Annotated in this window: 22 protein-coding genes and 1 other RNA gene; 9 read left to right on the forward strand and 14 right to left on the reverse strand. The window is 62.7% G+C overall.

What is annotated here, in order from left to right; genetic code table 11:
• Positions 1 to 36: 36 nt before the first annotated feature.
• Positions 37 to 897 (forward strand): outer membrane protein assembly factor BamD, encoded by an 861-nt coding sequence (locus GH665_RS11195; RefSeq protein ID WP_153135917.1) that lies wholly within the window; start codon positions 37 to 39, stop codon positions 895 to 897.
• A gap of 117 nt (positions 898 to 1,014) precedes the next feature.
• Here GH665_RS11195 and rlmD read toward each other — a convergent pair whose 3' ends face one another.
• From rlmD to surE, 6 genes are all read right to left on the reverse strand, one after another.
• Positions 1,015 to 2,433, reverse strand: a complete 1,419-nt coding sequence (gene rlmD, locus GH665_RS11200) for a 23S rRNA (uracil(1939)-C(5))-methyltransferase RlmD (protein WP_153135918.1) — start codon at positions 2,431 to 2,433, stop codon at positions 1,015 to 1,017.
• A gap of 155 nt (positions 2,434 to 2,588) precedes the next feature.
• Positions 2,589 to 3,365: a 3'-5' exonuclease gene (locus GH665_RS11205; protein WP_028196634.1), complete on the reverse strand. Its 777-nt coding sequence runs from the start codon at positions 3,363 to 3,365 to the stop codon at positions 2,589 to 2,591.
• Positions 3,366 to 3,369: 4 nt separating this feature from the next.
• Entirely contained in the window at positions 3,370 to 4,452 is a 1,083-nt protein-coding gene (gene rpoS, locus GH665_RS11210) for an RNA polymerase sigma factor RpoS (protein ID WP_153135919.1), read from the reverse strand.
• Positions 4,453 to 4,463: 11 nt separating this feature from the next.
• Complete coding sequence (locus GH665_RS11215) at positions 4,464 to 5,393, reverse strand: peptidoglycan DD-metalloendopeptidase family protein (RefSeq protein WP_153135920.1); 930 nt, start codon at positions 5,391 to 5,393, stop codon at positions 4,464 to 4,466.
• A gap of 5 nt (positions 5,394 to 5,398) precedes the next feature.
• Positions 5,399 to 6,469, reverse strand: coding sequence for a protein-L-isoaspartate(D-aspartate) O-methyltransferase (locus GH665_RS11220; protein ID WP_153135921.1), 1,071 nt, complete (start codon positions 6,467 to 6,469; stop codon positions 5,399 to 5,401).
• Positions 6,466 to 7,224 carry a 5'/3'-nucleotidase SurE gene (gene surE / locus GH665_RS11225; RefSeq protein ID WP_153135922.1) on the reverse strand — a complete coding sequence of 253 codons (759 nt, stop codon included), beginning with the start codon at positions 7,222 to 7,224 and terminating at the stop codon, positions 6,466 to 6,468. Before surE ends, GH665_RS11220 begins: the two co-directional genes overlap by 4 nt.
• A 227-nt stretch (positions 7,225 to 7,451) precedes the next feature.
• Here surE and GH665_RS11230 point away from each other — a divergent pair, with 227 nt between their 5' ends.
• Positions 7,452 to 8,426, forward strand: coding sequence for an NADPH:quinone oxidoreductase family protein (locus GH665_RS11230; RefSeq protein WP_153135923.1), 975 nt, complete (start codon positions 7,452 to 7,454; stop codon positions 8,424 to 8,426).
• 132 nt (positions 8,427 to 8,558) lie between these two features.
• Here GH665_RS11230 and GH665_RS11235 read toward each other — a convergent pair whose 3' ends face one another.
• The 8 genes from GH665_RS11235 to ffs all read right to left on the reverse strand — a co-directional run bounded on the left by GH665_RS11235 (position 8,559) and on the right by ffs (position 16,968).
• Positions 8,559 to 9,383, reverse strand: coding sequence for an ABC transporter permease (locus GH665_RS11235; protein ID WP_153135924.1), 825 nt, complete (start codon positions 9,381 to 9,383; stop codon positions 8,559 to 8,561).
• A 110-nt stretch (positions 9,384 to 9,493) separates the two neighbouring features.
• Positions 9,494 to 10,306: an ABC transporter ATP-binding protein gene (locus GH665_RS11240; RefSeq protein WP_153135925.1), complete on the reverse strand. Its 813-nt coding sequence runs from the start codon at positions 10,304 to 10,306 to the stop codon at positions 9,494 to 9,496.
• Between the two features lie 111 nt (positions 10,307 to 10,417).
• On the reverse strand, positions 10,418 to 11,455 hold the full coding sequence (locus GH665_RS11245; RefSeq protein ID WP_153135926.1) for an ABC transporter substrate-binding protein: 1,038 nt from the start codon (positions 11,453 to 11,455) through the stop codon (positions 10,418 to 10,420).
• A 61-nt stretch (positions 11,456 to 11,516) separates the two neighbouring features.
• Positions 11,517 to 12,749, reverse strand: a complete 1,233-nt coding sequence (locus GH665_RS11250; protein ID WP_153135927.1) for a CaiB/BaiF CoA transferase family protein — start codon at positions 12,747 to 12,749, stop codon at positions 11,517 to 11,519.
• A gap of 122 nt (positions 12,750 to 12,871) precedes the next feature.
• Positions 12,872 to 13,468, reverse strand: coding sequence for a recombination mediator RecR (gene recR / locus GH665_RS11255; RefSeq protein WP_028196644.1), 597 nt, complete (start codon positions 13,466 to 13,468; stop codon positions 12,872 to 12,874).
• Between the two features lie 93 nt (positions 13,469 to 13,561).
• Positions 13,562 to 13,888 carry a YbaB/EbfC family nucleoid-associated protein gene (locus GH665_RS11260; RefSeq protein WP_007182071.1) on the reverse strand — a complete coding sequence of 109 codons (327 nt, stop codon included), beginning with the start codon at positions 13,886 to 13,888 and terminating at the stop codon, positions 13,562 to 13,564.
• Between the two features lie 63 nt (positions 13,889 to 13,951).
• A complete protein-coding gene (gene dnaX, locus GH665_RS11265) occupies positions 13,952 to 16,663 on the reverse strand; it encodes a DNA polymerase III subunit gamma/tau (protein ID WP_153135928.1) in 2,712 nt (903 codons plus the stop codon).
• Between the two features lie 206 nt (positions 16,664 to 16,869).
• Positions 16,870 to 16,968, reverse strand: an RNA gene (ffs, locus tag GH665_RS11270) — signal recognition particle sRNA small type.
• Between the two features lie 444 nt (positions 16,969 to 17,412).
• On the opposite strand from ffs, the gene trxA reads away from it, so the two are divergent.
• The 7 genes from trxA (at position 17,413) to GH665_RS11305 (ending at position 24,917) form a co-directional block, all read left to right on the forward strand.
• On the forward strand, positions 17,413 to 17,739 hold the full coding sequence (trxA, locus tag GH665_RS11275; protein WP_028196646.1) for a thioredoxin TrxA: 327 nt from the start codon (positions 17,413 to 17,415) through the stop codon (positions 17,737 to 17,739).
• Positions 17,740 to 17,988: 249 nt separating this feature from the next.
• Positions 17,989 to 19,257: a transcription termination factor Rho gene (gene rho, locus GH665_RS11280; protein ID WP_006048863.1), complete on the forward strand. Its 1,269-nt coding sequence runs from the start codon at positions 17,989 to 17,991 to the stop codon at positions 19,255 to 19,257.
• Positions 19,258 to 19,437: 180 nt separating this feature from the next.
• Positions 19,438 to 19,959, forward strand: coding sequence for a MerR family transcriptional regulator (locus tag GH665_RS11285; RefSeq protein WP_153135929.1), 522 nt, complete (start codon positions 19,438 to 19,440; stop codon positions 19,957 to 19,959).
• Positions 19,956 to 21,512, forward strand: coding sequence for an MFS transporter (locus GH665_RS11290; RefSeq protein ID WP_153135930.1), 1,557 nt, complete (start codon positions 19,956 to 19,958; stop codon positions 21,510 to 21,512). The genes GH665_RS11285 and GH665_RS11290 overlap by 4 nt, the downstream gene beginning before the upstream one ends.
• Before the next feature lie 15 nt (positions 21,513 to 21,527).
• Complete coding sequence (locus tag GH665_RS11295) at positions 21,528 to 22,361, forward strand: M90 family metallopeptidase (RefSeq protein ID WP_153135931.1); 834 nt, start codon at positions 21,528 to 21,530, stop codon at positions 22,359 to 22,361.
• A 233-nt stretch (positions 22,362 to 22,594) separates the two neighbouring features.
• Positions 22,595 to 22,861 (forward strand): type B 50S ribosomal protein L31, encoded by a 267-nt coding sequence (locus GH665_RS11300; RefSeq protein WP_028196650.1) that lies wholly within the window; start codon positions 22,595 to 22,597, stop codon positions 22,859 to 22,861.
• Positions 22,862 to 23,159: 298 nt separating this feature from the next.
• Complete coding sequence (locus GH665_RS11305; protein ID WP_153135932.1) at positions 23,160 to 24,917, forward strand: ArnT family glycosyltransferase; 1,758 nt, start codon at positions 23,160 to 23,162, stop codon at positions 24,915 to 24,917.
• The last annotated feature ends 2 nt before the right edge of the window (positions 24,918 to 24,919 follow it).

Consider the following 24,919-nt stretch of genomic DNA (forward strand, 5'->3'; position numbering starts at 1 on the left):
AGTCTGGGTCACCTGGACGTAAAGCTAGACTGGAAAATGCGAGCCTTGAACACCATTACTAAAGCGGCGATCAATTTGGCGGCCATCAAGAAGGCGGCCCGGAAAGTGGCCGGATACATTGCGTGTGCCGCGGCCGTCGCCGTTATTGCGGCTTGTCACGGCCTGCCGGAAAAGACCGACGAGACGGCTACGTGGAACAACAACAAATTATATACGGAGGCGAACGACGCTCTGACCGGTGGTGATTACGGCAAGTGCGCCAAGTATTTCGAGATGCTCGAAGGCCGCGATCCGTTCGGCCACTTTGCCCAGCAGGCACAGATCAACGTCGCCTATTGCAACTGGAAAGATAACGAAAACGCCGCCGCCGACCAGGCGATCGACCGCTTCATCCAGTTGCACCCGGATCACCCGGACATCGCGTACGCGTACTACCTGAAGGGCATGATCCACTTCAACGACGACCTCGGTCTGTTCGGCCGCTTCTCTGGCCAGGACATGAGCGAGCGCGATCCGAAGTCGCTGCGCGAGTCGTATGACGCGTTCAAGGTCGTGGTCGACAAGTACCCGAACAGCAAGTATGCACCGGACGCCGCGCAACGCATGCGCTATATCGTGAACGCGCTGGCGTCGCACGAAGTCCACGCGGCGGATTATTACTACCGCCGTGGCGCCTACGTCGCGGCGATCAACCGCGCGCAACTGGCGTTGAAGGAATACAAGAACGCGCCGGCTATCGAAGACGCGCTGCACATCATGATGCTGTCGTACCAGAAGCTGAATCAGCCGCAACTGGCCGACGACACCAAGCGTATTCTGGCAGGCACCTTCCCTGACAGCCCGTATATCACGGGCCATGCAAGGCCGGGTAAGGAAAAGTCGTGGTGGCAGTTCTAAGCTTCAGCCACGCGCTTTAAGAACGCTTCAAACAGAAACGCCACGACCTCGGTCGTGGCGTTTCTGTTTGTGGAGCGCAGCCAGCGTGCGCTCCAGGCCGGCTGGCGACAGGCGCTCTCAGTCCCGCTCGAACAGCGCAATCGACTCCACATGCGAGGTGTGCGGGAACATGTTCACCACCCCCGCGCCCACCAGCCGGTAGCCGGCCTCATGCACCAGCAGGCTGGCGTCGCGAGCGAGCGTAGCCGGGGCGCACGACACGTAGACGATACGCTTGGGCAACGGCCCGTTACCGCTCTGTGCGATCTCAGCGAGCGCCTTGGCGACGGCCAGCGCACCTTCGCGCGGCGGATCGATCAGGACTTTGTCGAAATGGCCGAGCGCGCGCAGATCGTCGGCGGTGACTTCGAACAGGTTTCGGCAGGCAAACGATGTGTGACCTGCCACGCCGTTCAGTTCGGCATTGGCCAGCGCACGCGAAGTCAGCACCTCACTGCCCTCGATACCCATCACTTCCTTCGAGATCCGGGCCAGCGGCAGCGTGAAATTGCCGATTCCGCAGAATAGATCGAGCACGCGGTCGGTGCTGGCCGGGGCCAGCAGACGCAGTGCGCGACTCACCAGCACGCGATTGATCGCGTGGTTCACCTGGGTGAAATCGGTCGGCTTGAACGGCATCCGGATGTTGTATTCCGGGAGCGTGTAGTCGAGTTCCGCGTCGAGCGGATAGAACGGCGCGACCGTGTCAGAACCACCCGGCTGCAACCACCACTGAATCTTGTGTTCGTCGGCGAAATCGCGCAGCACCTGCTCGTCCGCGGCGGTGAGCGGTGCGAGATTGCGCAGCACCAGTGCGGTAACCGAAGAACCGACCGCCAGCTCGATCTGCGGCATACGATCGTGAATCGACAGCTTGCGAACCATGAAGCGCAGCGGCATCAGCATCGCCGACACATGCGGCGGCAGCACCTCGCAGGTCTTCATATCGGAGATGTAGCTGCTCTTCTTCTCGTAGAAACCGATGCGCATGCCGCCCTTTTCCGGCAGATAGCGCACAGCCAGACGCGCGCGGTAGCGATATCCCCACGCCGGCCCATGAATGGGACGGTACACCGTCTCGGGGCGCAGCTTCGCCAGATGCTGGAAATTGTCTTCGAGCACGCGTTGCTTGACGGCGATCTGGGCGCGGATGTCGAGATGCTGCATCGAACAGCCGCCGCAAATATCGAAGTAGGTGCATTTCGGCTTCGTGCGAAGCACGCTTTCGCGGAACACCTGGACCACCTCGGCGTGCTCGAATTTCGGCTTGCTGCGATGGGTCGAGTAGCTGACGCGCTCGCCAGGCAGCGCGCCTTCGACAAAGATTACCTTGCCGGGCGTGCCGTCTTCGCTCTCGATACGGCCCACGCCGCGCGCTTCCATATCGAGCGAAACGATTTCGATGATCGGCTCATTGCCGGTGATGACGTGCGCCTTGACCGGAGCGGGCGCCTTCTGGCGCTTGGGCGAGCGACGTTGGGGGGCAGTTCGGGACACCTGCGACTTCCTGACAAACTTGGGGAAAGGCGAGATTGTAGACGAAGCGCCGCCATTGCCAACGATTTGGCGCGACTGCGGCGGCTAGCGCCTGCCTGCTTGCGCCATAGCCGATTTGCGTACTGCCAACCGCTTCGCTAGCAGAATATTACGGCTTATTGATCAAATGCAGCCAGATACTCGGCCCATTGCGGCGCCGCCTCCAGCGCTAACGCATTCTTGACCAGGTTGATCTCGTCAGCATACTCCGCGGCCGAAAACGCGCCGCGGATCAGCTGGAAGCGGCAATACAGCAGATAGGTATTGACGACGTCGGTCTCGCAATAATTGCGGATTTCCTCGATGCGCCCTTCCTGGTACGCGTGCCACACCTGGCTGCCGTCCATCCCCATCTTGCCGGGGAAGCCGCACATCTTCGCGAGCGCGTCGAGCGGCGCGTTGGCGCGCGCCTGATACATCGCCAGCACGTCCATCAGATCGGTGTGGCGCGCGTGATAGCGGCTGATGTAGTTGTTCCACTTGAACTCGCGGTCGTCCTCGCCGAGGTCCCAGAAACGGGACGCCGGGATGCCGTTGACCAGCGCGCGGTAGTTCAGCACCGGCAGATCGAACCCGCCGCCGTTCCACGACACGAGTTGCGGCGTGTACTTTTCGATCACGCGATAAAACGACTGCACGAGCGCCGCCTCGCCGTCTTCCAGCGTGCCGAGCGAGCGCACACGGAAACCGTTGTTGTCGCGGAACACACAGGAAATCGCCGCGATCCGCTGCAGGTGATGCGGCAGGAAATCGCTGCCGGTTTTTTCGCGACGAGCCGCAAAAGCGTGCTCGGCGACTTCGGCGTCGCTCAACGTGGCGGGCAAATCTTCGAGGCGGCGAATGCCGGCGACATCGGGAATCGTCTCGATGTCGAATACAAGAATCGGTGTCATCAGCTTAGAGAACGGCGTCCTTCCGAACACCGTTGGAGGCAAAGAAGCGCTTTAACCGCACCAGCGCTTCCTGTTGGATCTGGCGTACACGCTCGCGCGTGAGGCCCATTTCGTCGGCCAGCTCTTCGAGCGTGGCGGGCTCGATGTGGTTCAGCCCGAAGCGGCGTTCGATCACATGACGATGCTTGTCCGACAGCCGTGCGAGCCACGCACGCGTAAGCGTTTCCAGCTCGCGATGCTGCACCTCGGCATCCGGCGACTGGCTTTGGTCGTCGGACAGCAGATCGAGCAGACTGCTTGCCGGGTCGAGATCGAGCGGCGCGTCGAGCGACGCGGTGTGCTCGTTCAGCGCGAGGATGTCGGTGACTTCGTCGGTGGTCTTGCCGGTCAGATAGGCAATGTCGTCGATGCTGGCGTCGCGGCGCTCGGCCGCCTCGCCGGAATTCATCGAATTTTTTTCCAGATGACGCTTCGCGCGCAGCACCTGGTTGAGCTCACGGATCACGTGCACCGGCAAACGCACCGTGCGCGCCTGGTTCATGATCGCGCGCTCGATGCTCTGGCGAATCCACCAGGTGGCATACGTCGAGAAACGGAAGCCCCGTGTGGGATCGAATTTCTCGATGGCGTGCATCAGGCCGAGGTTGCCCTCTTCGATCAGATCGAGCAGCGGCACACCACGATTCAGATAACCCTTCGCGATGCTGACAACGAGCCGCAAATTACGCTCGATCATCACCTGGCGTGCGTCGAACTCACCCGCCTTCGCCAGACGCGAATACTTCTGCTCTTCTTCGACGGTCAGGAGCGGTTTGACGCTGATGCGATTCAGGTAATGCTGAATCGTGTCGGCCGTCAACTCGGCTTGCAGCAGCGCGCGGAAATCGTCGACGTCGGGCGGGGTGTCGCTCGCGCCTTCGCGGGTCTCTCCGGTTTCTTCCGCAGCGCCCTGGCGTTCGTCGAGATCGCGCTCTTCGACGACCTCTTCTTCCGCTTCAGAAGCGCCGCTATCCTCCACCGAAGCGGACGTGACGCGGCTAATCGTCTCAGACTCGGCTTGCGGCAGGCGGCGCTTCGATTTCGGCATGGTCGTATCGCTTATTGCGGCGGCAAATACTTCAGTGGGTCGACAGGTTTACCCTGCCGGCGAACTTCGAAATGCAACATCACGCGGTCGGAATCGCTATTGCCCATCTCAGCGATCTTCTGCCCTTTGGTTACCGCATCCCCCTCTTTTACCATCAAAGCGCGGTTGTGTGCATACGCCGTGAGATAAGTTGCATCATGCTTGATGATAATGAGATTGCCGTAACCACGCAGCCCATTTCCGGCATAAACCACGCGGCCATCCGCGGAGGCCTTGACGGGATCGCCCGCTGCACCGCCGATATTAATGCCCTTGTTGGTCGAATCGTTGAACGTACCGAGCATCGGCCCGCGCACCGGCCACGCGAACGCGATGTTGCCGGACGCACCGGTACTCGAGTCACTCGCGGCACCCGGGTTGGCCGGCGGCGTCGCCGCGTTCGCACTCGAACCATAGACCGGCGGCGCCGCGACGCCTGCTGCGGCACCGGCCACCGGCGGCGTGCTGCCAAGCGGCGCGCTCTGTACCGCGCCGCCACCGACCGGCGCCGTCGCCACACCCGGCGTCAGCGCCGCAGTGTTCGCACCCGGCGGCACGACGCGCAGCAACTGGTCGACTTCGATCTGATTCGGATTGGTGAGATTGTTCCACGCCGAAATATCGCGATAGTTCTGGCCGTTCTCCAGCGCGATCCGGTACAGCGTATCGCCGGGTTTCACGCGATAGTAGCCCGGCGGCGGCGGTCCGAGCGGCACGGCCGGCTGCTGCGCGGCTTGCGTGCCGAGCGCGCCGCTGCCGGAGCGGTCGACGACGGGCGCCTGATCGAGACGGGTCGCACAGGCCGACATCAACAGGGACAAGGCGAGCACGCACACGCTACGCTGGGTTACGGTCATAGGAATATTCAGTCTGGTTCTTTGCATCGCGCGCAACATACTCATCGGTGTCAAATCACTCCGGATTTTAAGGGTACAAAGAAAACGCGATCAAGCCGCGACTCGCGCCACTGCGCGGGTCCGAGGCGTTCAACCAGGGTCAGCACCTGGTTCTGGCCTTCCTGCGAGCCGACCGGCGCGACCAGACGGCCGCCGATCGCGAGTTGTTCAAGCAATGCTTGCGGTACGTCCAGCCCCGCCGCCGCGATCACGATCGCATCGAACGGCGCCGCCGACGGCAACCCCAGGCGGCCGTCGCCGTAGTGCAACCGGATGTTCGGAATGCGCAGCGGACGCAAGTTTGTCTTCGCGCGTTCGGACAGCGGCTTGATACGTTCAATCGAATAAACATCCCGCGCGACCTGGCTCAGTACCGCGGCCTGATAGCCGCAGCCCGTACCGATTTCGAGCACGGTGTTCAACGCACGGCCGGCGGCCGCCAGCTCGATCATCCGCGCGACCACGGAGGGCTTGGAAATCGTCTGGTGATGACCGATCGGCAGCGCGGCGTCTTCATAGGCCTGGGCCGCGAGACCCGGGTCGACGAACATGTGGCGCGGCACCACCGACATCGCGTTCAACACGCGCTGATCGGTCACACCGTTCGCACGCAGCCGTTCGACCATCCGTTCGCGAACCCGTTCCGAAGTTAGTGCCAAAGCGCCGTTCAGCGCGACATTCGGCACCGCACTGCGCTCGCTGAGTTTGGCCGCAGGTTTGCTGAGCGGCGCCGGTTTTGGTGCGGCGCGCACAACCGAACCTTGCGCGACGGCTACTGCGTGCGGTTTGGCTTGCGACTTGGCCGGCGCGTTGCCCGACGTGCTTACAGGCGCCTTCGTCGGCGCCTTGGTGGGTGGCTTTGCTTGCGGCGTCGCCTGGGTTTGGGCCTGCGCCCTCACCGGCGGCTTCGCGGGGGTTTTCCCACCGGCACCCGCGGCCGGATTTTTCGCCGATTGCGGGCGAGCATTCAGCGCCGCGAGCGCCGCCGCGCGCATATCACCCGGACGACCTTCAACCCTGCGCGGTTCGCGCACCAGGTCCTCGAGGCCGAGCGGGAAGCGCTTTGCGCGCTCGCTGGTCATGAAGCGCCGCTACCGGCGCGCGCCCAGTCGCGCGCTGCGGGCAGCATTTGCGTGTGGGTCAGATCGAGCTGCAACGGCGTGATCGACACCTGGCCGTTCGCGACAGCGTGGAAATCGGTACCTTCGCTCGCATCGCGCGCGCTGCCCGACGGACCGATCCAATAGATCGGTTCGCCGCGCGGGTTGGTCTGGCGGATCACCGGCTGCGACGGATGCCGCTTGCCGAGACGCGTGATGTGCCAGCCGCCGAGTTGCTCATACGGCAAGTTCGGAATATTGACGTTCAGGAGCGGATGCCCCGGCAGCGGTTGCTCGAGGTAGTGCGCGACGATCTCGGCCGCCACGCGCGCGGCGTCTTCGAGGTGCCCCCAATCCTTGTCGACCAGCGAGAAGGCAATGGCCGGCACGCCGAACATGATGCCTTCGGTGGCGGCGGCGACGGTGCCCGAATAGAGCGTGTCCTCGCCCATGTTCTGGCCGTTGTTGATACCCGAGACGACGAGGTCCGGCGTGTGGTCCAGCATACCGGTCAGCGCGATGTGCACCGAATCGGTTGGCGTGCCGTTCACATAGTAGAAACCGTTCGCCGAGCGCAGCACCGAAAGCGGACGCGACAGCGTCAAGGAATTGGACGCGCCGCTGCAGTTCTGCTCGGGGGCCATCACGGTGACGTTCGCGATCGGCTTGAGCGCTTCGTAAAGCGCGGCAAGCCCGGGCGCCAGATAGCCGTCGTCATTGCTGAGTAGGATTCGCATGCGGCGATTGTAACCGAGGAAAGAAGGCACGCGAACGACACGGCAGGCGCTACGCGCATCCCATGCAAAGCGCACGCGCCAGGCACCACGCCGGCGGGTATCGTCCTCACGGACACCGGGCCCGGAACAATAAAAACGCACGGTCGTGCTGTTTGTTTTACACTCAGAATAGTTGCGACGCCCCGAGGGAAGTCCCCGCGGGGAACCCCGATCGATATGGAGACACGATGCGCGCGATTCGCTGTAATCAGTACGGGCCGCCGGAAAGCCTGGTTGTCGAAAATCTGCCGGATCTCGAGCCGCCGCCCGGACACGTCGTCATCGACGTCAAAGCGGCCGCTGTCAACTTTCCCGATGTGTTGATCATCGAGAACAAATACCAGTTCAAACCGCCGCTGCCCTTTACGCCCGGCTCCGAAGTCGCGGGCGTCGTGCGCGCGGTCGGCGCGGATGTGACGCAGTTCAAGCCGGGCTCCCGTGTGGTCGCGTTCACCGGCTCGGGTGGATTTGCCGAGCAGGCGCTGGCACCGGTCACGGCCTGCGTGCCGCTCGCGGACGGCGTCGAGTTCGAACTGGCCGCCGCGTTCACGCTCGCCTACGGCACGTCGCATCACGCGGTAGTTGATCGCGGCCAGTTGAAGGCCGGTGAAACGATGCTGGTGCTGGGCGCGGCGGGCGGCGTCGGGCTCGCCGCGGTCGAGATCGGCAAAGCGCTCGGCGCGCGCGTGATCGCGGCGGCGTCGAGCGACGAGAAGCTTGCCACTTGCGTGAAGCACGGCGCGGACGCCACCATCAACTACAGCACCGAAGACCTGCGCGAACGGATCAAGGCGCTGACCGACGGCAAGGGTCCGGATGTCATCTACGATCCGGTCGGCGGTATGTATGCGGAACCGGCGTTTCGCAGCATCGGCTGGCGCGGGCGTTATCTGGTGGTCGGCTTTGCGAACGGCGAGATTCCGAAGTTGCCGCTCAACCTGACGCTGCTCAAAGGCGCTAGCCTGGTCGGCGTATTCTGGGGTGACTTTGCAAAACGCGAGCCGCAGCACAATCACGCCGCGTTCGAGCAGATGACCGGCTGGATCGGCGAAGGCAAGCTCAAGCCTTACGTGTCGGCGCGCTATTCGCTGGAAGATACCGGCCGCGCGTTGCGCGATATGGCGGAGCGCCGGGTGATCGGGAAGGTGGTGATTACGCCCTAGCCGGTTGGCCGTTGCGCGTTCAAGCTACGCTTCGTCGAGCCGCAAATAAAACGGCGCGCGGTTTTAAAACCACGCGCCGTTTTTGCTGGACCTTTGCTAGCGGGCCTTCACGGCCCGATCTTGCCTGCGTGACTACAGCTTTTCCGTATCACCCGACTTCGGCTGCCACTTCATCAACCGACGCTCGCCAATCCCAACAATCGCATCGAGAATCAGCGCGAACGCCGTTAGCACCAGAATCCCCGCGAACACCGTATTGATATCGAAGGTGCCTTCGGCTTGCAGAATCAGATAGCCGACGCCGCGCGCCGAGCCGAGATATTCCCCCACCACCGAGCCGACAAACGCCAGCCCCACCGACGTATGCAGGCTCGAAAACACCCAGCTCATCGCGCTCGGCAGATAAACAAAACGCAGCAGCTGCTTGCGGTTCGCCCCAAGCATGCGCGCGTTGGCAAGTACCACCGGGCTCACTTCCTTCACGCCCTGATAGACGTTGAAGAACACGATAAAGAACACCAGCGTGACGCCCAGCGCCACCTTCGACCAGATGCCGAGGCCAAACCACACGCCGAAAATCGGCGCGAGAATCACGCGCGGCATCGAGTTGGCCGCCTTGATATACGGATCGAATAGCGCGCTCGCGAGCGGCGACAGCGCGAGCCACAGACCGACGCCGAGTCCGAAGGCGGTGCCTAGCGCGAACGCGAGGACCGTTTCGACCAGGGTGATCCACAGGTGCAGATAGATTTCGCCGCCCGTGAACCACTCCCAGATGCGCTGCAACACCTTCTGCGGCTCGCCGAAGAAGAACGCAGCCTTGTTCGGATCGTCGAAATAGAACGGCGGCAGCAGCGTCGGACTGGTCAGCGCGTACCAGAGCACAAAACACAGCACGAGCAGCAGCCACTGCCAGATCACCAGGTTCGCCCGGTTCGGGCGCAACGTCTTCCACATGACTAGATTTGCCTTAGACGATTGATCGACACAACAACTGAGCGCCGCCCGCGAGCGCAGCAACGGAACGCCAACGCATCCTTCACCCGCGACGTGTCCGCGAGCCGTGACTAAACGGCGGTGAGTTGCTGCTGGTAGCCCTTGAGCACCTCGTCGCGCAACACGCTCCAGATCTGTGCATGCAACTCGACGAAGCGCGGATGCGCGCGGATCTCGGCGACGTCGCGCGGACGCGGCAGATCGATCGCGAATTCGCCGATCGGGTGCGTGCCCGGCCCCGCCGACAGCACCACCACGCGGTCGGACATCGAGATCGCTTCGTCGAGATCGTGCGTGATGAACAGCACCGCCTTGCGTTTCGCCGCCCACAGGTCGAGCAACTCGTTTTCCATCAGCTGACGTGTCTGGATATCGAGCGCGGAAAACGGCTCGTCCATCAGAATGATGTCCGGGTCGAGGATCAAGGTCTGCGCCATTGCGACGCGCTTGCGCATACCGCCCGACAGTTGATGCGGATAGCGATCGCCGAAACCGCCGAGTCCCACGCGCTTTAACCACTCGTCGGCTTTACTGCGCGCTTCGGACGGCGGTACGCCGTGAAAAGCGAGGCCGGCCATCACGTTGTCGATGGCCGAACGCCACGGCATCAGCGCATCGGCCTGAAACATGTAGCCGGCGCGCCGGTTGATCCCCTTGAGCGGCTCGCCGAACACACTGACCGTGCCCGACGACGGCTCCAGCAAACCCGCGCCGACATTTAACAAAGTGGATTTGCCGCACCCGGTCGGGCCGACCACCGAGACGAATTCGCCCGGGGCGATGCGCAAGGTCGTGTCCTTGACTGCTGTATAGCGCTGCGCGCGGTTGTCCCGCGCAGCGAACGTGCAGGTGATGTTGTCGAGCGCCAGGGCGGCAACGGTCATCGTTCGACTCGCTTCGAAGATCGGTTTTGATTCTGGTTTGTCATGCCGTCGTGACAACGGGGTTCGAGGCGAGCGCAGCACGCACCGCCCTCGCCTCCGCGTTCACCGTGTCTATGCCTTGACCGTCGCCAGCGCTTTCTTGACGAAGTCGTTGGTCCACGCCTTCGACAAATCGATCGGCTTGCCCTGCACGGCCGGATCGAATGCCTGCAAGGTTTTCAGCGACGTGGCCGGGCCATCGGCGGGCATCAGCCCATCCGGCGACATCGCCTCCTTCACGTGCTGCCATGCATCCAGATAGACCGCGCGGTCGCCGAGCAGATAGCCCTCCGGCACCGTGTTGATCAATTCGCTGCCGGTCGCCGTTTGCAACCACTTGAGCGCGCGCACCATTGCATTAGTCAGCGCCTGAGTGGTGTTCGGATTCTTCGTGATGAAGCTCTGCGACGCGTACAGGCAGCCCGCGGGCATGTCGCCGCCGAACACGCTGCGGGTATCGGCCAGCGTACGCGTGTCCGACACGACGCGAATTTCGCCGGTGCGTTCGAGTTTGGTCATCACCGGGTCGAGATTGGCGATCGCGTCGATCTGGCCCGACTGCAGCGCGGCGATCGCGCCCGCCCCTGCGCCCACCCCGATGAACGCCACGTCTTTCGCGGTCAGCCCGGCTTTTGCGAGCACGAAACTCGCCATGATCGAGGTCGACGAACCCGGCGCGGTGACGCCGATTTTCTTGCCCTTCAGATCGGCGATCGACTTGTAGTTCGGCATCGCCTTCTTCGACACGGCAAGCACGATCTGCGGCGCGCGCCCTTGCAGCACGAATTCGCGGAACATCTGCTTTTGCGCCTGCAACAGCAAGGTGTGTTCGAACGCGCCGGAGACCACGTCCGCGCTGCCACCCACGGCCGCCTTCAGCGCTTGCGAGCCGCCGGCGAAATCCGAGATTTCGACCTCGAGCCCCTCGTCCTTGAAGTAGTTGCGGCGCTCGGCAATCGTGAGCGGCAGGTAATAGAACAGGTTCTTGCCGCCGACGGCGATCGCCACCTTGCTGGTTTCAGGTTTGCCCTGGGCGAAAGCAAGCGGCGTGGCAGCGAAGGTGGCGCCCGCAAGCGCGGCGGTGCCGGCGAGGAAGGTTCTGCGTTGCATCGTGTGTCGTCTCCGAACTTTGGTTTTGTTGTCTTCGCAGGGTCCAGCCACGCGCGCTCACTCACACAATCTGTTGCGCACGCAACCTTGCAATATTGTCAGAATCATAACCTAGCGACTGCAGGACTTCATCGGTATGTTCACCCAGTTCCGGGCCCAACCACCGCGTTTCACCGGGCGTGTCCGAAAGCTTCGGCGTTACTGCCGGCAGCGTGATTTCCTGACCGTCCTGCCACTTGAAGCGCTGGATCATCTGGCGTGCCATGAATTGCGGATCAGTGAACATGTCCGCGACGCTGTAAATACGGCCGACCGGCACGTCGGCGGCGTTCAGCACCGTGAGCGCTTCGTCGATGGTGCGCGTGGCGAGCCACGCGGCAATCGCCCCGTCGATCTCCTGGGTACGTGGCACGCGGCCGTCGTTGTGCGTCAGACCGGGATCGTTCGCCAGATCTTCGCGTTCGATCGCGATCATCAAGCGTTTGAAAATCGGGTCGCTATTGCCACCAATGACAATGCTGCCGTCGCGGCAAGGATACGTGTTCGACGGCACGATGCCCGGCAGCGACGCGCCGGTGCGCTCGCGCACCATGCCGTACACGCCGTACTCCGGCACCACGCTCTCCATCATGTTGAAGACCGCTTCGTACAACGCGACGTCGACCACCTGCCCTTTACCGCCGTTCACCTGTTTGTGATGCAGCGCCATCAATGCGCCGATCACGCCATGCAGTGCGGCAATCGAATCGCCGATTGAAATGCCGATACGCGGCGGCGGCAAATCCGGATAGCCGGTGATGTGGCGCAAGCCGCCCATCGATTCAGCGATCGCGCCGAATCCCGGCCGGTCGCGATACGGCCCGGTCTGGCCATAGCCGGACAGACGCACCATCACAAGCCCGGGATTCTCCGCCGACAGGACGTCATAACCGAGGCCGAGCTTTTCCAGCAAACCCGGCCGGAAATTTTCGACGACGATATCGGCTTCTTTCGCCAGACGCCGCACGATCTCCTTGCCCTCTTCAGCTTTCAGATTGATCGTCACCGATTTCTTGTTGCGCGCCTGAACGGCCCACCATAGCGAGGTGCCGCCGACTTCCGGATAGAGCTTGCGCCATTTGCGCAGTGGATCGCCGCCTTTGGGATCTTCGATCTTGATGACGTCGGCGCCGAACTCGCCGAGAAAGCGCGCAGCGAACGGGCCGGCGATCAGCGTGCCGAGTTCGAGCACCTTGACGCCGGCAAGCGGGCCTTTCGGCGCGGCGGTGGCGCTGGGATCGGGGTTGACGCTCATAGGTCTCCTCTGTGGTCTGTTCTTGTCCGGGCACGGCCTCGTGGCCTGACGGATCGATCTCACACGATTTCGCCCAGACATTGCGGGCGCCGCGAGACGTGGCGCTCCCGCAGCTAATCGCGCTACATCGAACGCCGGTCGAGCATTGCGCGGGCGATGGTGCCGGCGTCGACGTATTCGAGTTCACCGCCCACCGGCACGCCGCGCGCGAGGCGCGTGACGGCAAGACCGCGCGCCTTGAGCGTCTGCCCGAGGTAATGCGCGGTGGCCTCGCCTTCATTGGTGAAATTGGTTGCGAGCACGACTTCCGTGACGATGCCATCCGATGCGCGCTTGACCAGCCGATCGAAATGGATCTCCTTCGGACCGATGCCGTCGAGCGGACTGAGCCGACCCATCAGCACGAAATAGAGGCCGCGATAGGTCATGGTCTGTTCGAGCATGATCTGGTCGGCGGGCGTCTCGACGACGCACAGCAACGTCGGATCGCGCTCCTCATCGAGGCAGACCTCGCAGATCTGCGCTTCGGTAAAGGTATTGCACTTCTCGCAGTGCTGCAGATGTTCAGTCGCGAACAGCAACGAGCGCCCGAGTTTTTCGGCGCCGTCGCGGTCGTGCTGCATCAGGTGGTACGCCATGCGTTGCGCGGATTTGGGCCCGACTCCGGGCAGCACGCGCAGCGCTTCGACGAGCGCCGACAAGGCGGAAGGTTGTTTCATGCGGATCGGCGGTGTCGAAGTGGGTGTTGCCGGGGATTCAACTCACGCCGCGGCCACAGCGGCAGCGTGAGTCCATTCTTGCAGCGGCGCCGCTCAGAACGGCAGCTTGAAGCCCGGCGGCAGCGGCAGACCCGAAGTCATTCCGCCCATCTTTTCCTGAGCGGTGGCCTCGGCCTTACGCACGGCGTCGTTGAATGCAGCGGCGACCAGGTCTTCCAGCATGTCCTTGTCGTCGGCAAGCAGGCTCGGATCGATCGATACGCGGCGCACGTCGTTCTTGCAGGTCATCGTCACCTTGACGAGACCGGCGCCCGACTGCCCTTCGACTTCGATCAATGCAAGCTGCTCCTGCATCTTCTTCATGTTTTCCTGCATCTGCTGGGCCTGCTTCATCAGCCCGGCGAGTTGGCCTTTCATCATGGACATGCTCCTTCTTGATAGCGTGAAATCCGGAAATCGGGTGCGCCACGGGGGCGCGGCGAATCAGTGGACGGACGGCGCGCCGTTCGGGCCGGCGTCCTGAGTGATCGGGCGAATCGAGCCGGGAACGATGCTCGCGCCGAATTCGCGGATCAGCGACTGCACGAACGGATCGGCGCCGATTTCGCGCTCGGCTTCCTGCTGGCGCTGGGCCCGCATCGCGGCGTCGTGCGCGGCTGCCGTGCGGCGCGCCGGGCCGACTTCGACCAGCACGTCGACGTTCTGGCCGAGCTTGTCGGCGAGCGCGGCTTTCAGTTTAGCGACCTGCGAAGCCTCAGCGTACTGCGGCACCGGCACGTTCAGTTTGAGCGTGTTGCCTTCGAGCGCCATCAGTTCGCTGTTGAACGCGAGTTGATACGAGATGCCCTTGAGCGGCAGATCGACGGCGAGCGCGGGCCAGTCGCCCTGAAAACCCAGCGGATCGAGCGGCACGGCGGGCGGCAATGGCCGCCTGTCGACCGCCGGCGCGGGTGTCGGCGCAGGCGCGGCGTTCACGCGGACATCGTCGGGACCACTGTCGAACACCGGCACGTAGTTGTCGTCCGGCAGGCCGTAATAGCCCTCGTCTGCTGCGGTGAGCGGCATGTATTCATCGGGCGGCATGTCGTCCCACGGCGCGCCCGGCGAGCCACCTGACTCCTGATGCTGCGGGGACGGTGCACGCGCTGCCGGCGCGGCGTCCTGTTGCGCCGCGCGGCGCGGGGCACCGGGCGTCGGCACATTGACGACCACGCGCGGTGCGGCCGGCTTCGGTGTAACCGGCGCGGCAGCAGGCTTGGCGGTGGTTGCCGCCGTCGTGCGGCCACGGTCGGACGATACTTTCAGACCGGCGCTGCGCAAGACATTGAGCGCGTCGCTCGCGCCGCCGGCACGGCGCGGCGGAATCTCGGCCGCGGGCGGCGATTCTTGCGACGCCGTCGCGGACGCGGACGCGGACGCGGCTTCTTCCGCCCGTGCAGACGCGGCTGCAGCCGGAGCAGTGAATGAAGACGCGGGCACCGAATTCTCGGGAGCGGCTGCGACGGATGGTTCGTTCGGGAACGGCTCGGTGGGCGCATCGTCCCAAGGCGCCAAGGCCCGTGCGGTCGCTACTTTTGTGGTCTCGATGGTTTCAGATGCTTCGGCTGCCAAGGCCGGGGGCGTTGTTTCGAGCATCGCGACCGCTCGCGGCGCGCTCGCCTGCGTCAATGCGGGAGACGCCGACTCACTCAGACCCCGCTCGGCGGGCGGTTCTTCGTGCCACGGAGCTAAAGCTGGCGCGGCAATGGCGGCCGCAGCCGTAGGCGCATTCGGCTCCCCAGAAACAGTTGCAGTTACGGACCTGGAAGCGGCAGCCGCTTCGCCAGAGGCCGGTGCGGACACGGCAACAGTTGCCGCTTCAGCTATGGCGGCTTTCGGCACATCAGTATTTCCAACTGCCTCCGCAGACGCCGGGTGCTGCGAATCCAGCGTCGAGGGCTTCGCGTTTGCCACTGGATTCGCGGAGCGTACCGGCGCCGCAGGGGCTGCTTCGAGCGCCCGCGCCGCCGGCTGCTGCGCGGCGACCGCCGGCGCGCCGGAGCGCTTCGCACCACCCGCCCCCGCTGGCCCTGCCGGACGCGCGGAAGCAGCACCGCCGCCACCGCCGGTGGGCGCCGGCTCGAACGCCAGCATGCGCAGCAATGTCATTGTGAAACCGGCGTATTCATCAGGCGCGAGACCCAGTTCGCTTCGGCCGATAGTCGCAATCTGATAAAACAACTGCACCTGCTCGGCGCTCAACGCTTCGGCAAAGCGACGCAGATCGCCCGCTTCCGGCCATTCGTCCAACACCGACGACGGCGCGAACTGCGCCCACGCGATTCGGTGCAGCAAGCTTGCGAGATCCTGCAACGCCGTCGAAAACGACAGGCTGCGCAACGCCATCTCGTCCGCGACTGCCAGCACGGCGGCGCCGTCGCCATCGGCCAGCGCGTCGAGCAGGCGAATCAGATAGCTTTGATCGAGTGCGCCGAGCATGCCGCGCACCGCCTCTTCATTCACCTGATTGGCCGAATAGGCGATCGCCTGGTCAGTCAGCGAGAGCGCGTCGCGCATCGAGCCGTCGGCCGCGCGTGCGAGCAGACGCAACGCCTGGGCGTCGTAAGGCACCTGCTCTTCGCCGAGGATGTGCTCGAGATGCGAGACGATATGCCCGGCCGGCATCTGCTTCAGATTGAACTGTAGACAGCGTGACAGCACCGTGACCGGAATCTTCTGCGGATCGGTTGTGGCAAGAATGAATTTGACATGCGAAGGCGGTTCTTCCAGCGTCTTCAGCATCGCGTTGAACGCGTGGTTGGTCAGCATGTGCACTTCGTCGATCATGTAGACCTTGAAGCGCGCATCGACCGGCGCGTAAACCGCGCGCTCCAGCAGCGCCGCCATTTCGTCGACACCGCGGTTACTCGCCGCGTCCATCTCCACGTAATCGACAAAGCGACCTTCGTCGATCTCCCGGCACGCGCGGCACACGCCGCACGGAGTGGAAGTCACGCCGGTTTCGCAATTCAACGCCTTGGCGAAGATGCGCGACAGCGTGGTTTTACCGACGCCGCGGGTGCCGGTAAACAGATAGGCATGGTGCAGACGGCCACCGTCGAGCGCGTGCGTGAGCGCGCGCACCACGTGCTCCTGTCCGACGAGCGAAGCGAAATCCTTCGGCCGCCATTTGCGTGCGAGAACTTGATAGGTCATCCGGAAATTGTATCAGTAACGATGGCGCGCAAAACCGAATCGAGACGGCGCGCGAACGCATGTTGCCGCTTCATTGAAACAGGCTAACGGACCGATAGAAAAAAATAGATGAAGTGCGCGAGAAACGCCAATGCAGTGTCTGAGTGACAGCGGCAAGAGTAAAACAAGGGCGGTGGAGGTACGGCAGAAGAAAACAGAAAGAGGAAGGTGACGAGCCTGACCCTCGGCACTGGTGGAAAACGGCTGTGGCTGCTTCGTTCCCGACCTGACCAGGTTGACCATCCCTCCATGCGAGGAGGCCCGTCACGAAACATTCTATCATCGCTCGGACCGCCGCGCGACTGTAAATACGAACAAACCGACATCGGCGCGCTGAATAGGGAGCTTCGCACCATATAGTGCAGCACCCCGCGGCACGGGCTCGGGGTACTTGAGTTTGCGGCGCCCGCCACCAGATAAGCAGCGTCGCGGTTGTTAAAACGGAGTGGCGCTTCACCGGCAGCCATGGGCCCCACTGCCTTTGATGAGTACTATCACCACCGGCAACGCATAGCGAATTAAGCTAAACTGCCATACGGATGACCCGCAAACGCGAGCTTTCCGCACATTCCAGGAATGGTCTTTCGACTTTTTCAGGCAGGTGTCGGCAAGGTTCCGCTTGCGGCAAAGCGAACGGAAGTTTCCCTAGATTTTGACGTATCGTGGCGAGCAATTCAGGCGGGCCTCGAACCGATAGAGGTATTCATACAATGAGCGAATCAATCAAGCATATTAGCGACGCATCGTTCGAACAGGACGTCGTGAAATCCGATAAACCCGTGCTGCTCGATTTCTGGGCTGAATGGTGCGGTCCGTGCAAGATGATCGCGCCGATCCTCGACGAAGTCGCCAAGGATTACGCCGATCGCCTGCAAATCGCCAAGATCAACGTCGACGAACATCAATCGACGCCGGCCAAGTTCGGCGTGCGCGGCATCCCCACGCTGCTGCTCTTCAAGAATGGCGCTGTCGCCGCGCAGAAAGTCGGCGCGCTGTCGAAGTCGCAACTCACCGCATTCCTCGACGGCAACCTGTAAAGCGGCACATCGGCGCGCCGAAGATCTCTTCAGACTTTCAGGCGCGCTGTCTTAGGCGTATGTCTTAGGCGTGTTGTCCCGCGACAACACGCCTGATAAGAAAGATGCCATGCCATCGCACTGGCGAAATTCGTCGTGTGCTATGCTAGAATCCGCAAAACGTCGAAAAGACGTGTAAGTCCTTGAGCGGTTCCGCTCACTCTCCTCCCAGATTTCATTTCGTCGCACCTTCTCCTGCGGGTTCTCCGTATGCATTTATCCGAGCTTAAGACTCTGCACGTGTCCGAATTGATCGAGATGGCCAATGGCCTCGAGATCGAAAGTGCAAACCGCCTGCGCAAGCAGGAATTGATGTTTGCCATTCTAAAAAAACGAGCCAAAACGGGCGACACGATCTTCGGCGACGGCACGCTCGAAGTGCTGCCGGACGGCTTCGGCTTCCTGCGTTCGCCGGAAACCTCGTATCTCGCCAGCACGGACGATATTTACATCAGCCCGTCGCAAATCCGCCGCTTCAACCTGCACACGGGCGACACGATCGAAGGCGAAGTGCGTACGCCGAAAGACGGTGAACGCTATTTCGCGCTGGTGAAGGTGGACAAGGTCAACGGCCAGCCGCCGGAAGCCTCGAAGCACAAGATCATGTTCGAAAACCTGACGCCGCTGCACCCGAACAAGGTGCTGCTGCTCGAACGTGAAATGCGTGGCGAGGAAAACGTCACGGGCCGCATCATCGACATGATCGCGCCGATCGGCAAAGGCCAGCGCGGGCTGCTGGTGGCGTCGCCGAAATCCGGTAAGACGGTGATGCTGCAGCACATCGCACACGCCATCAAGCAAAACCACCCGGATGTCGTACTGTTCGTGCTGTTGATCGACGAACGCCCGGAAGAAGTGACCGAAATGCAGCGTTCGGTGGCGGGCGAAGTGATTGCCTCCACATTCGACGAACCGGCCGCGCGTCACGTGCAAGTCGCCGAAATGGTGATCGAGAAAGCCAAGCGCCTCGTCGAAATGAAGAACGACGTGGTGATTCTGCTCGACTCGATCACGCGTCTCGCGCGTGCATACAACACCGTCGTGCCGGCCTCGGGCAAGGTGCTGACGGGTGGTGTCGACGCGAACGCGCTGCAACGCCCGAAGCGTTTCTTCGGCGCGGCGCGCAATATCGAAGAAGGCGGTTCGCTGACCATCATCGGCACGGCGCTGATCGAAACCGGCAGCCGTATGGACGACGTGATCTACGAAGAGTTCAAGGGCACCGGCAATATGGAAGTGCACCTCGAGCGCCGCCTTGCTGAAAAGCGCGTCTATCCGTCGATCAACCTGAACAAGTCCGGCACGCGCCGTGAAGAACTGCTGATCAAGCCCGAAGTGCTGCAAAAGATCTGGGTGCTGCGCAAGTTCATTCACGACATGGACGAAGTCGAGTCGATGGAATTCCTGCTCGACAAGATTCGCCAGACGAAGAGCAACTCCGAATTCTTCGACATGATGCGTCGTGGCGGCGGCAGTTAAGGCTTCACGCCGAAACAGCCGCACCCGCTGCACTGCATAAAAAAAGCCGCTCGCCACAACGAGCGGCTTTTTTTCGCCCACAGGATTTCATCCCAACGATGTGCGGCAAAGCATGGCAACGTATACGTGAACGTACACGTTGCAGTACAATGCACTCTTCCGTCATGCTGGCGCTGCCTTATGTCGAAGGATTCACCCGCCCTGCTCACCGTACGCGATGCCGCCGAACGCCTCGGCGTCACGCCGCGCACGCTGAAGTACTACGAGGAACGCGGTCTCGTCGCGCCTACCCGCAGCGAAGGCCGCTACCGCCTCTATGACGAGGAGGACCTGAAGCGCTTCGGACGCATTCTGCGGCTGCGCTCGCTCGGCTTTTCGCTGCACAGCATCACCGAAATGCTCAAACGCCCGCTCGAGCCGGTCGAAGGCGGTCATCGCTATTCCACCGAATCGCTGCAGCAGATTCGCGACGCCATTTCAGACCAGGTCCAGGCGCTCGATGCCCGCATCGAAACGATGCGCCGCGAACTCAAGGAAGCACAGAAGCTGCGCGCTGAACTGAGTCCGGACCTCGACTATCTCGAACGACGGCTCGCCGGCGAGAACGCGGACGCGCTGCTCGAACAACGCCGCAACGCATTCGCCAAAGCTGACACCACGTCGCTCGCGAGGCGACCGAAAAAGTCGGGCGAGCCCACATGAGCGCGACCTCGCCCCGCGTACCGCTGTTTAGCGCAGCAAAACTGCGCGGCGATTTTTTCCCATGGGTGCTGGCCGTCGTTACCGGCCTCGACTACTTCGACAACGCGATTTTTTCGTTTTTCACCAGCTACATCGCAGGCGGCATCAACGCGTCGCCGGACGAACTGGTGTGGGCGTCGAGCGCCTATGCGGTGGCAGCCGTGCTCGGCATCCTGCAGCAGCAATGGTGGGTCGAACGCTTCGGCTACCGGCGCTACGTAGCCGGTTGCATGCTGCTCTATTCGGCCGGCGCGATCGCCGCCACGTTATGTGAGTCGTCCATCGAGCTTGCGTTCGCGCGTGGTTTTCAGGGCTATTTCATCGGCCCGATGATGGGTACCTGCCGCATTCTGATTCAGATGAGCTTTACGCCGCAGCAGCGACCCGCGGCAACCCGCGCCTTTCTGGTGCTGATCGTCTTGAGCAGTGCGCTCGCGCCGCTGATCGGCGGCCAACTGGTCGCGCATTTCGATTGGCGCGCGCTGTTCGCCTGCACCGCGCCGGCAGGTGTGCTGTTTGCTATCCTCGCCCTGCTCGCGCTGCCCGATACTGGCAACCGCTTGCCGGAGGAGCGCGGCACGGCGCACTTCTGGCCTTACCTGATTTTCGCGTTCGCGCAAGGCGCGCTGCAAATCGTCATGCAACAGGTGCGGTTCCAGTTGTTCAGCGCCTCGCCGGGGCTGATTCTGCTGACAGTCGCGGGCATCGGCGCGCTGGGTTGGTTCGCGTACCAGCAATGGCACCATCCGGCGCCCCTAGTCCGTCTGCATGCGCTGCGCGAAAAGGTGTTTCAGGTCGGGATCGTGCTGTACATGTTCTACTACTACATCTCGACCGTATTCAGCTATCTGACGTCACGCTTTCTCGAGGGCGGGCTTGGCTATCCGGTCGAGAATGCCGGGCGGCTAGTCGGCGTGACGTCCTTGATTTCGGCGAGCGCGCTGTTCGTCTACCTGCGTTACGCGAAGCTCCTGCCGCGCAAGAAGTGGATCATCGTGCCGGGCTTCGCGGTGGCCGCATTTGCCGCGGCGTGGATGACGCGCATGTCGCCCGGCGTGGACCAATCCGCGCTGATCGTGCCCATGCTGTTGCGCGGCCTGCTCTTGCTGTTCATCGTGCTGCCGGTCGCCAATCTGACGTTTAGAATCTTCGCTATCGAAGAGTTCACGCACGGCTACCGGCTGAAAAATATCGTGCGGCAACTGACGATCTCGTTCGCGACCGCCTCGGTGATCATCGTCGAACAGCATCGGCAGGCACTGCATCAAGCCCGTCTCGGGGAGTTCGTGAATCCGTACAATCCAGTGTTCCAGAATTCGCTCGCGGCGCTGACCCGCGGCTTCAGCGCCGCCGGGCGCTCGCCATCCGAAGCGCATTCGCTTGCACTGGTGGAAATCAGCCGGACGGTCGCGCAGCAGGCCAGCTTCCTGACGTCACTGGACGGCTTCTACTTTCTGATTGGCATTGCGATATGCGGCGGCATTTTCGCCGCGTGGCAAAAACAGATCGACTAAGGGTTTCATCAGGTCATGCTCTCGAAACTCACCCAATGGTTCGGCACGCGCCGCCGCGACCGCGCGCTGCGCGACTACGCGATCGAGGACGCCCTCTGGCAGGCCACGCTCGACGGCCTGCCGTTTCTCGCCCATCTCGACGCGCCGGATCGCTTGCGCCTGCGCGAACTGACCAGCCTGTTCATCGCGCAAAAAGAATTTTCAACCGCGCACGATCTCGAACTGACCGACGCCATGACCGTGGCGATCGCCGCGCAAGCGTGTTTGCCGGTGCTGAATCTGAGCCTCGATCTGTATCGCGGCTGGGTCGGTGTAATCGTCTATCCGGGCGAGTTCGTGATCCGCAAGACGGTCGAGGATGAAGACGGCGTAGTGCACGAGGTCGAGCAGGACGCGAGTGGTGAAGCGTGGGAAGGCGGCCCGGTGGTGTTGTCGTGGGAAGACGCGCAGATGACCGATGGCACCGACGCCTATAACGTCGTGATTCACGAATTCGCGCACAAGATCGACATGCTGAACGGCGAGGCAGACGGCCATCCGCCGCTCACGCGCCGCTGGCACGCACCGCTCGATTCACGGGCCTGGGCCGACATTTTCGACCACGCCTACGACCACTTCTGCGCCAGAGTGGACGCGGTGCCGGACAGGCGCTGGGCCCGTTTCGAGCGCGATTCGCTGATCGATCCGTACGCGGCGGATCATCCATCGGAATTTTTTGCCGTTTGCAGCGAGGCCCTGTTCGTCCAACCGCAGGCCTTCGAGGCCGAATATCCCGAGCTGTACCGTTTACTGGCACGGTATTACCGCCAGGACCCCGCGCGCGTTGGTTTGGCGTTCGCTCCGGCCTGACGCCCACCGCACAAGGGGGACACCGCGCGGCACCCGCACGGGAACGAGCGGACCGGGCAGCGGAGAAATCGACACAAAACACTGCGAAAAAGGTCGCGAAAAGATCGTCAAGCGACTGATTTTCTGGCATAATCGCCGTTTTTCGACCATAGGCAAGTGGCTCGCGCCTAGATGCTGTCCGCCTTCATAGCGGCTGCTCGCGGGTTGGCTACCGCCAGATTAAAGGAAAGACCATGAAAGAAGGCATTCACCCGGATTACCGCGAAGTCCTGTTCGTCGACATGTCGATCGACTTCAAGTTTGTGACGCGCTCGACCATCCAGACGCGTGAAACCGCCGAATTCAACGGCAAGACGTACCCGCTCGCCAAGATCGAAGTGTCGTCGGAATCGCATCCGTTCTACACCGGCCAACAAAAGATCATGGACACGGCTGGCCGCGTCGAGAAGTTCAACAAGAAGTTCGGCACGCGCGCTACCGGCAAGGCAGCAGCGAAGTAATACGCGTTTCGTCGCCGGCCTTGGCCCGCAACGAAGCAGCAGCACAAAAGGGCAGCGCAAGCTGCCCTTTTTTGTCACCCTATTCTAGGCGCCGCAGGCGCCTGGATGTAAGTCGCCCGGCGAAGCGCCGCCCATTGCGGCGCGGTGTTACAGACACCCCGTTCACGTTGCGAGCCGTTACCGGCCGTGACGCGCATCGCACGGCACGACTACAATGCCGGATGCTCCAAACTGGCCATTCCCGCCGGACCCTGCGTCTGGTCCCGGCTGCACCGCTTATCCGATATCCACACACCGCATGAGACCTGTCGTTCGCCTCACTGCCTCCGCGACCAGTGCGTTGCCGCGCTGGCTGCTGCTGACCATCTGTATCGTCTACGCCTTTTTCGGCCTGTTCGGCCGGGATCCGTGGAAGAACGAGGACGCAGCCGGTTTCGGCGTCATGTGGACGATGGCCAACGGCAGCGCCCACGACTGGCTGCTGCCGAATCTGGTCGGCAAGTACATGACCGAAGACGGCCCGCTCGGTTACTGGCTCGGCGCCGGCGCGATCCGCGCGCTCGCGCCCTGGGTCGACGCGAGCAACGCGTCGCGCGTGTTTACCGGCCTGCTGTTTTGCGCGGCCTGCGCATTCGTCTGGTATGCGGCCTACCTGCTCGGCCGGCGCGCCGAGGTGCAGCCGTTCAAATACGCGTTTGGCGGCGAGCCGGAACCGCGCGACTACGGCCGCACCCTTGCCGATGGCGCGCTGCTGATCCTGCTCGCCTGTTTCGGCCTGGCCGAACGCGGCCACGAGACCACGCCGCAACTGGCGCAGTTCTTCGGCATCGCCATGCTCGTCTATGGGCTCGTGCGGATGATCGACAAGCCGATCCAGGGCGCGCTGATCTGGGGCCTCGCGCTCGGTCTCGTGGCGCTCGCCAGCAGCCCGGTGCTGGTCGGCGCACTGTTGCTCGGCACTCTGGCGATGGCCTTGATCGTGCGCGAAGCACGTTCGCGCTGGCTGCTGCTGGCCGGTTTGCCGGTAGCGCTCGTGCTGTCGGTTGCGTGGCCGATCGCCGCAATCGCCGCGTTTCCCGACGACGCTGTCTGGTACCTGAACCAGTGGGTGCACGTCAGCCTGTCGTCATTCGCCGGGCCGCCGGGCTCGGTGGCCGCCTATGCACTCAAGAACCTGCCGCTCTTCACGTGGCCGGCCTGGCCGCTGGCGCTCTGGGCGTGGTTCAGCTGGTCGGGCCTGCGGCGCGCGCCGCACGTCGCGATTCCGCTGTCGGTGATCGGGCCGTTGCTCGTGCTGGTCGTGTTGCAGAGCCACCAGTCGAACCGGCTTTACATGCTGTTGCTGCCGCCGCTCGCGGTGCTTGCCACCTTCGCGCTGCCCACCCTCAAACGCGGCGCGATCAATGCGATCGACTGGTTCGCGTTGCTGAGTTTCACGATCCTCGGCAGCTTCGTCTGGCTGGTGTACATCGCCGGGTTGACCGGCTTCCCGCATCCGCTCGCGCGCAACCTCGCGCGTCTCGCGCCGGGTTTTGCGCCGCAGTTCAAGGTCCTGTCGTTCGTGTGCGCGGTGGCCGTGACGATTTGCTGGTTCGTTCTGGTGCAATGGCGTCTGGCCCGTCATCCGAAAGTCCTGTGGCGCAGCGTGGTGCTCTCGAGTGCCGGCACAACGCTGATGTGGGTGCTGCTGATGACGCTGTGGCTGCCGGTCGTCAACTACAGCCGGACCTATAAGGACGTCGCTGAACAGATCGCCAGCCATCTGCCGGAAGACTACACCTGCATCTCGCCGGTGCGCCTCGGTAATGCGCAGATCGCGACCTTCGCCTATTTCGGCGATATGCATTTCTCGTTCAACCAGGATTGCGACGTGATCCTGCGTCAGGACACCCAGGATTTCGGCGACCCGAGCGCGATGTCGGACTTCATCTGGAAGCTGGTATGGGAAGGCCGCCGGGTGGCCGACCGCGACGAACGCTTCCGCCTGTATGTGCGGATCGACCGTCCGAAGTCGCCGGTCGTCAAACGCCGTAGCTGGCATAAGAAGCCGGACTGATC

Origin of the sequence: Paraburkholderia agricolaris (assembly GCF_009455635.1) — a bacterium.
Classification (GTDB): Bacteria; Pseudomonadota; Gammaproteobacteria; order Burkholderiales; family Burkholderiaceae; genus Paraburkholderia; species Paraburkholderia agricolaris.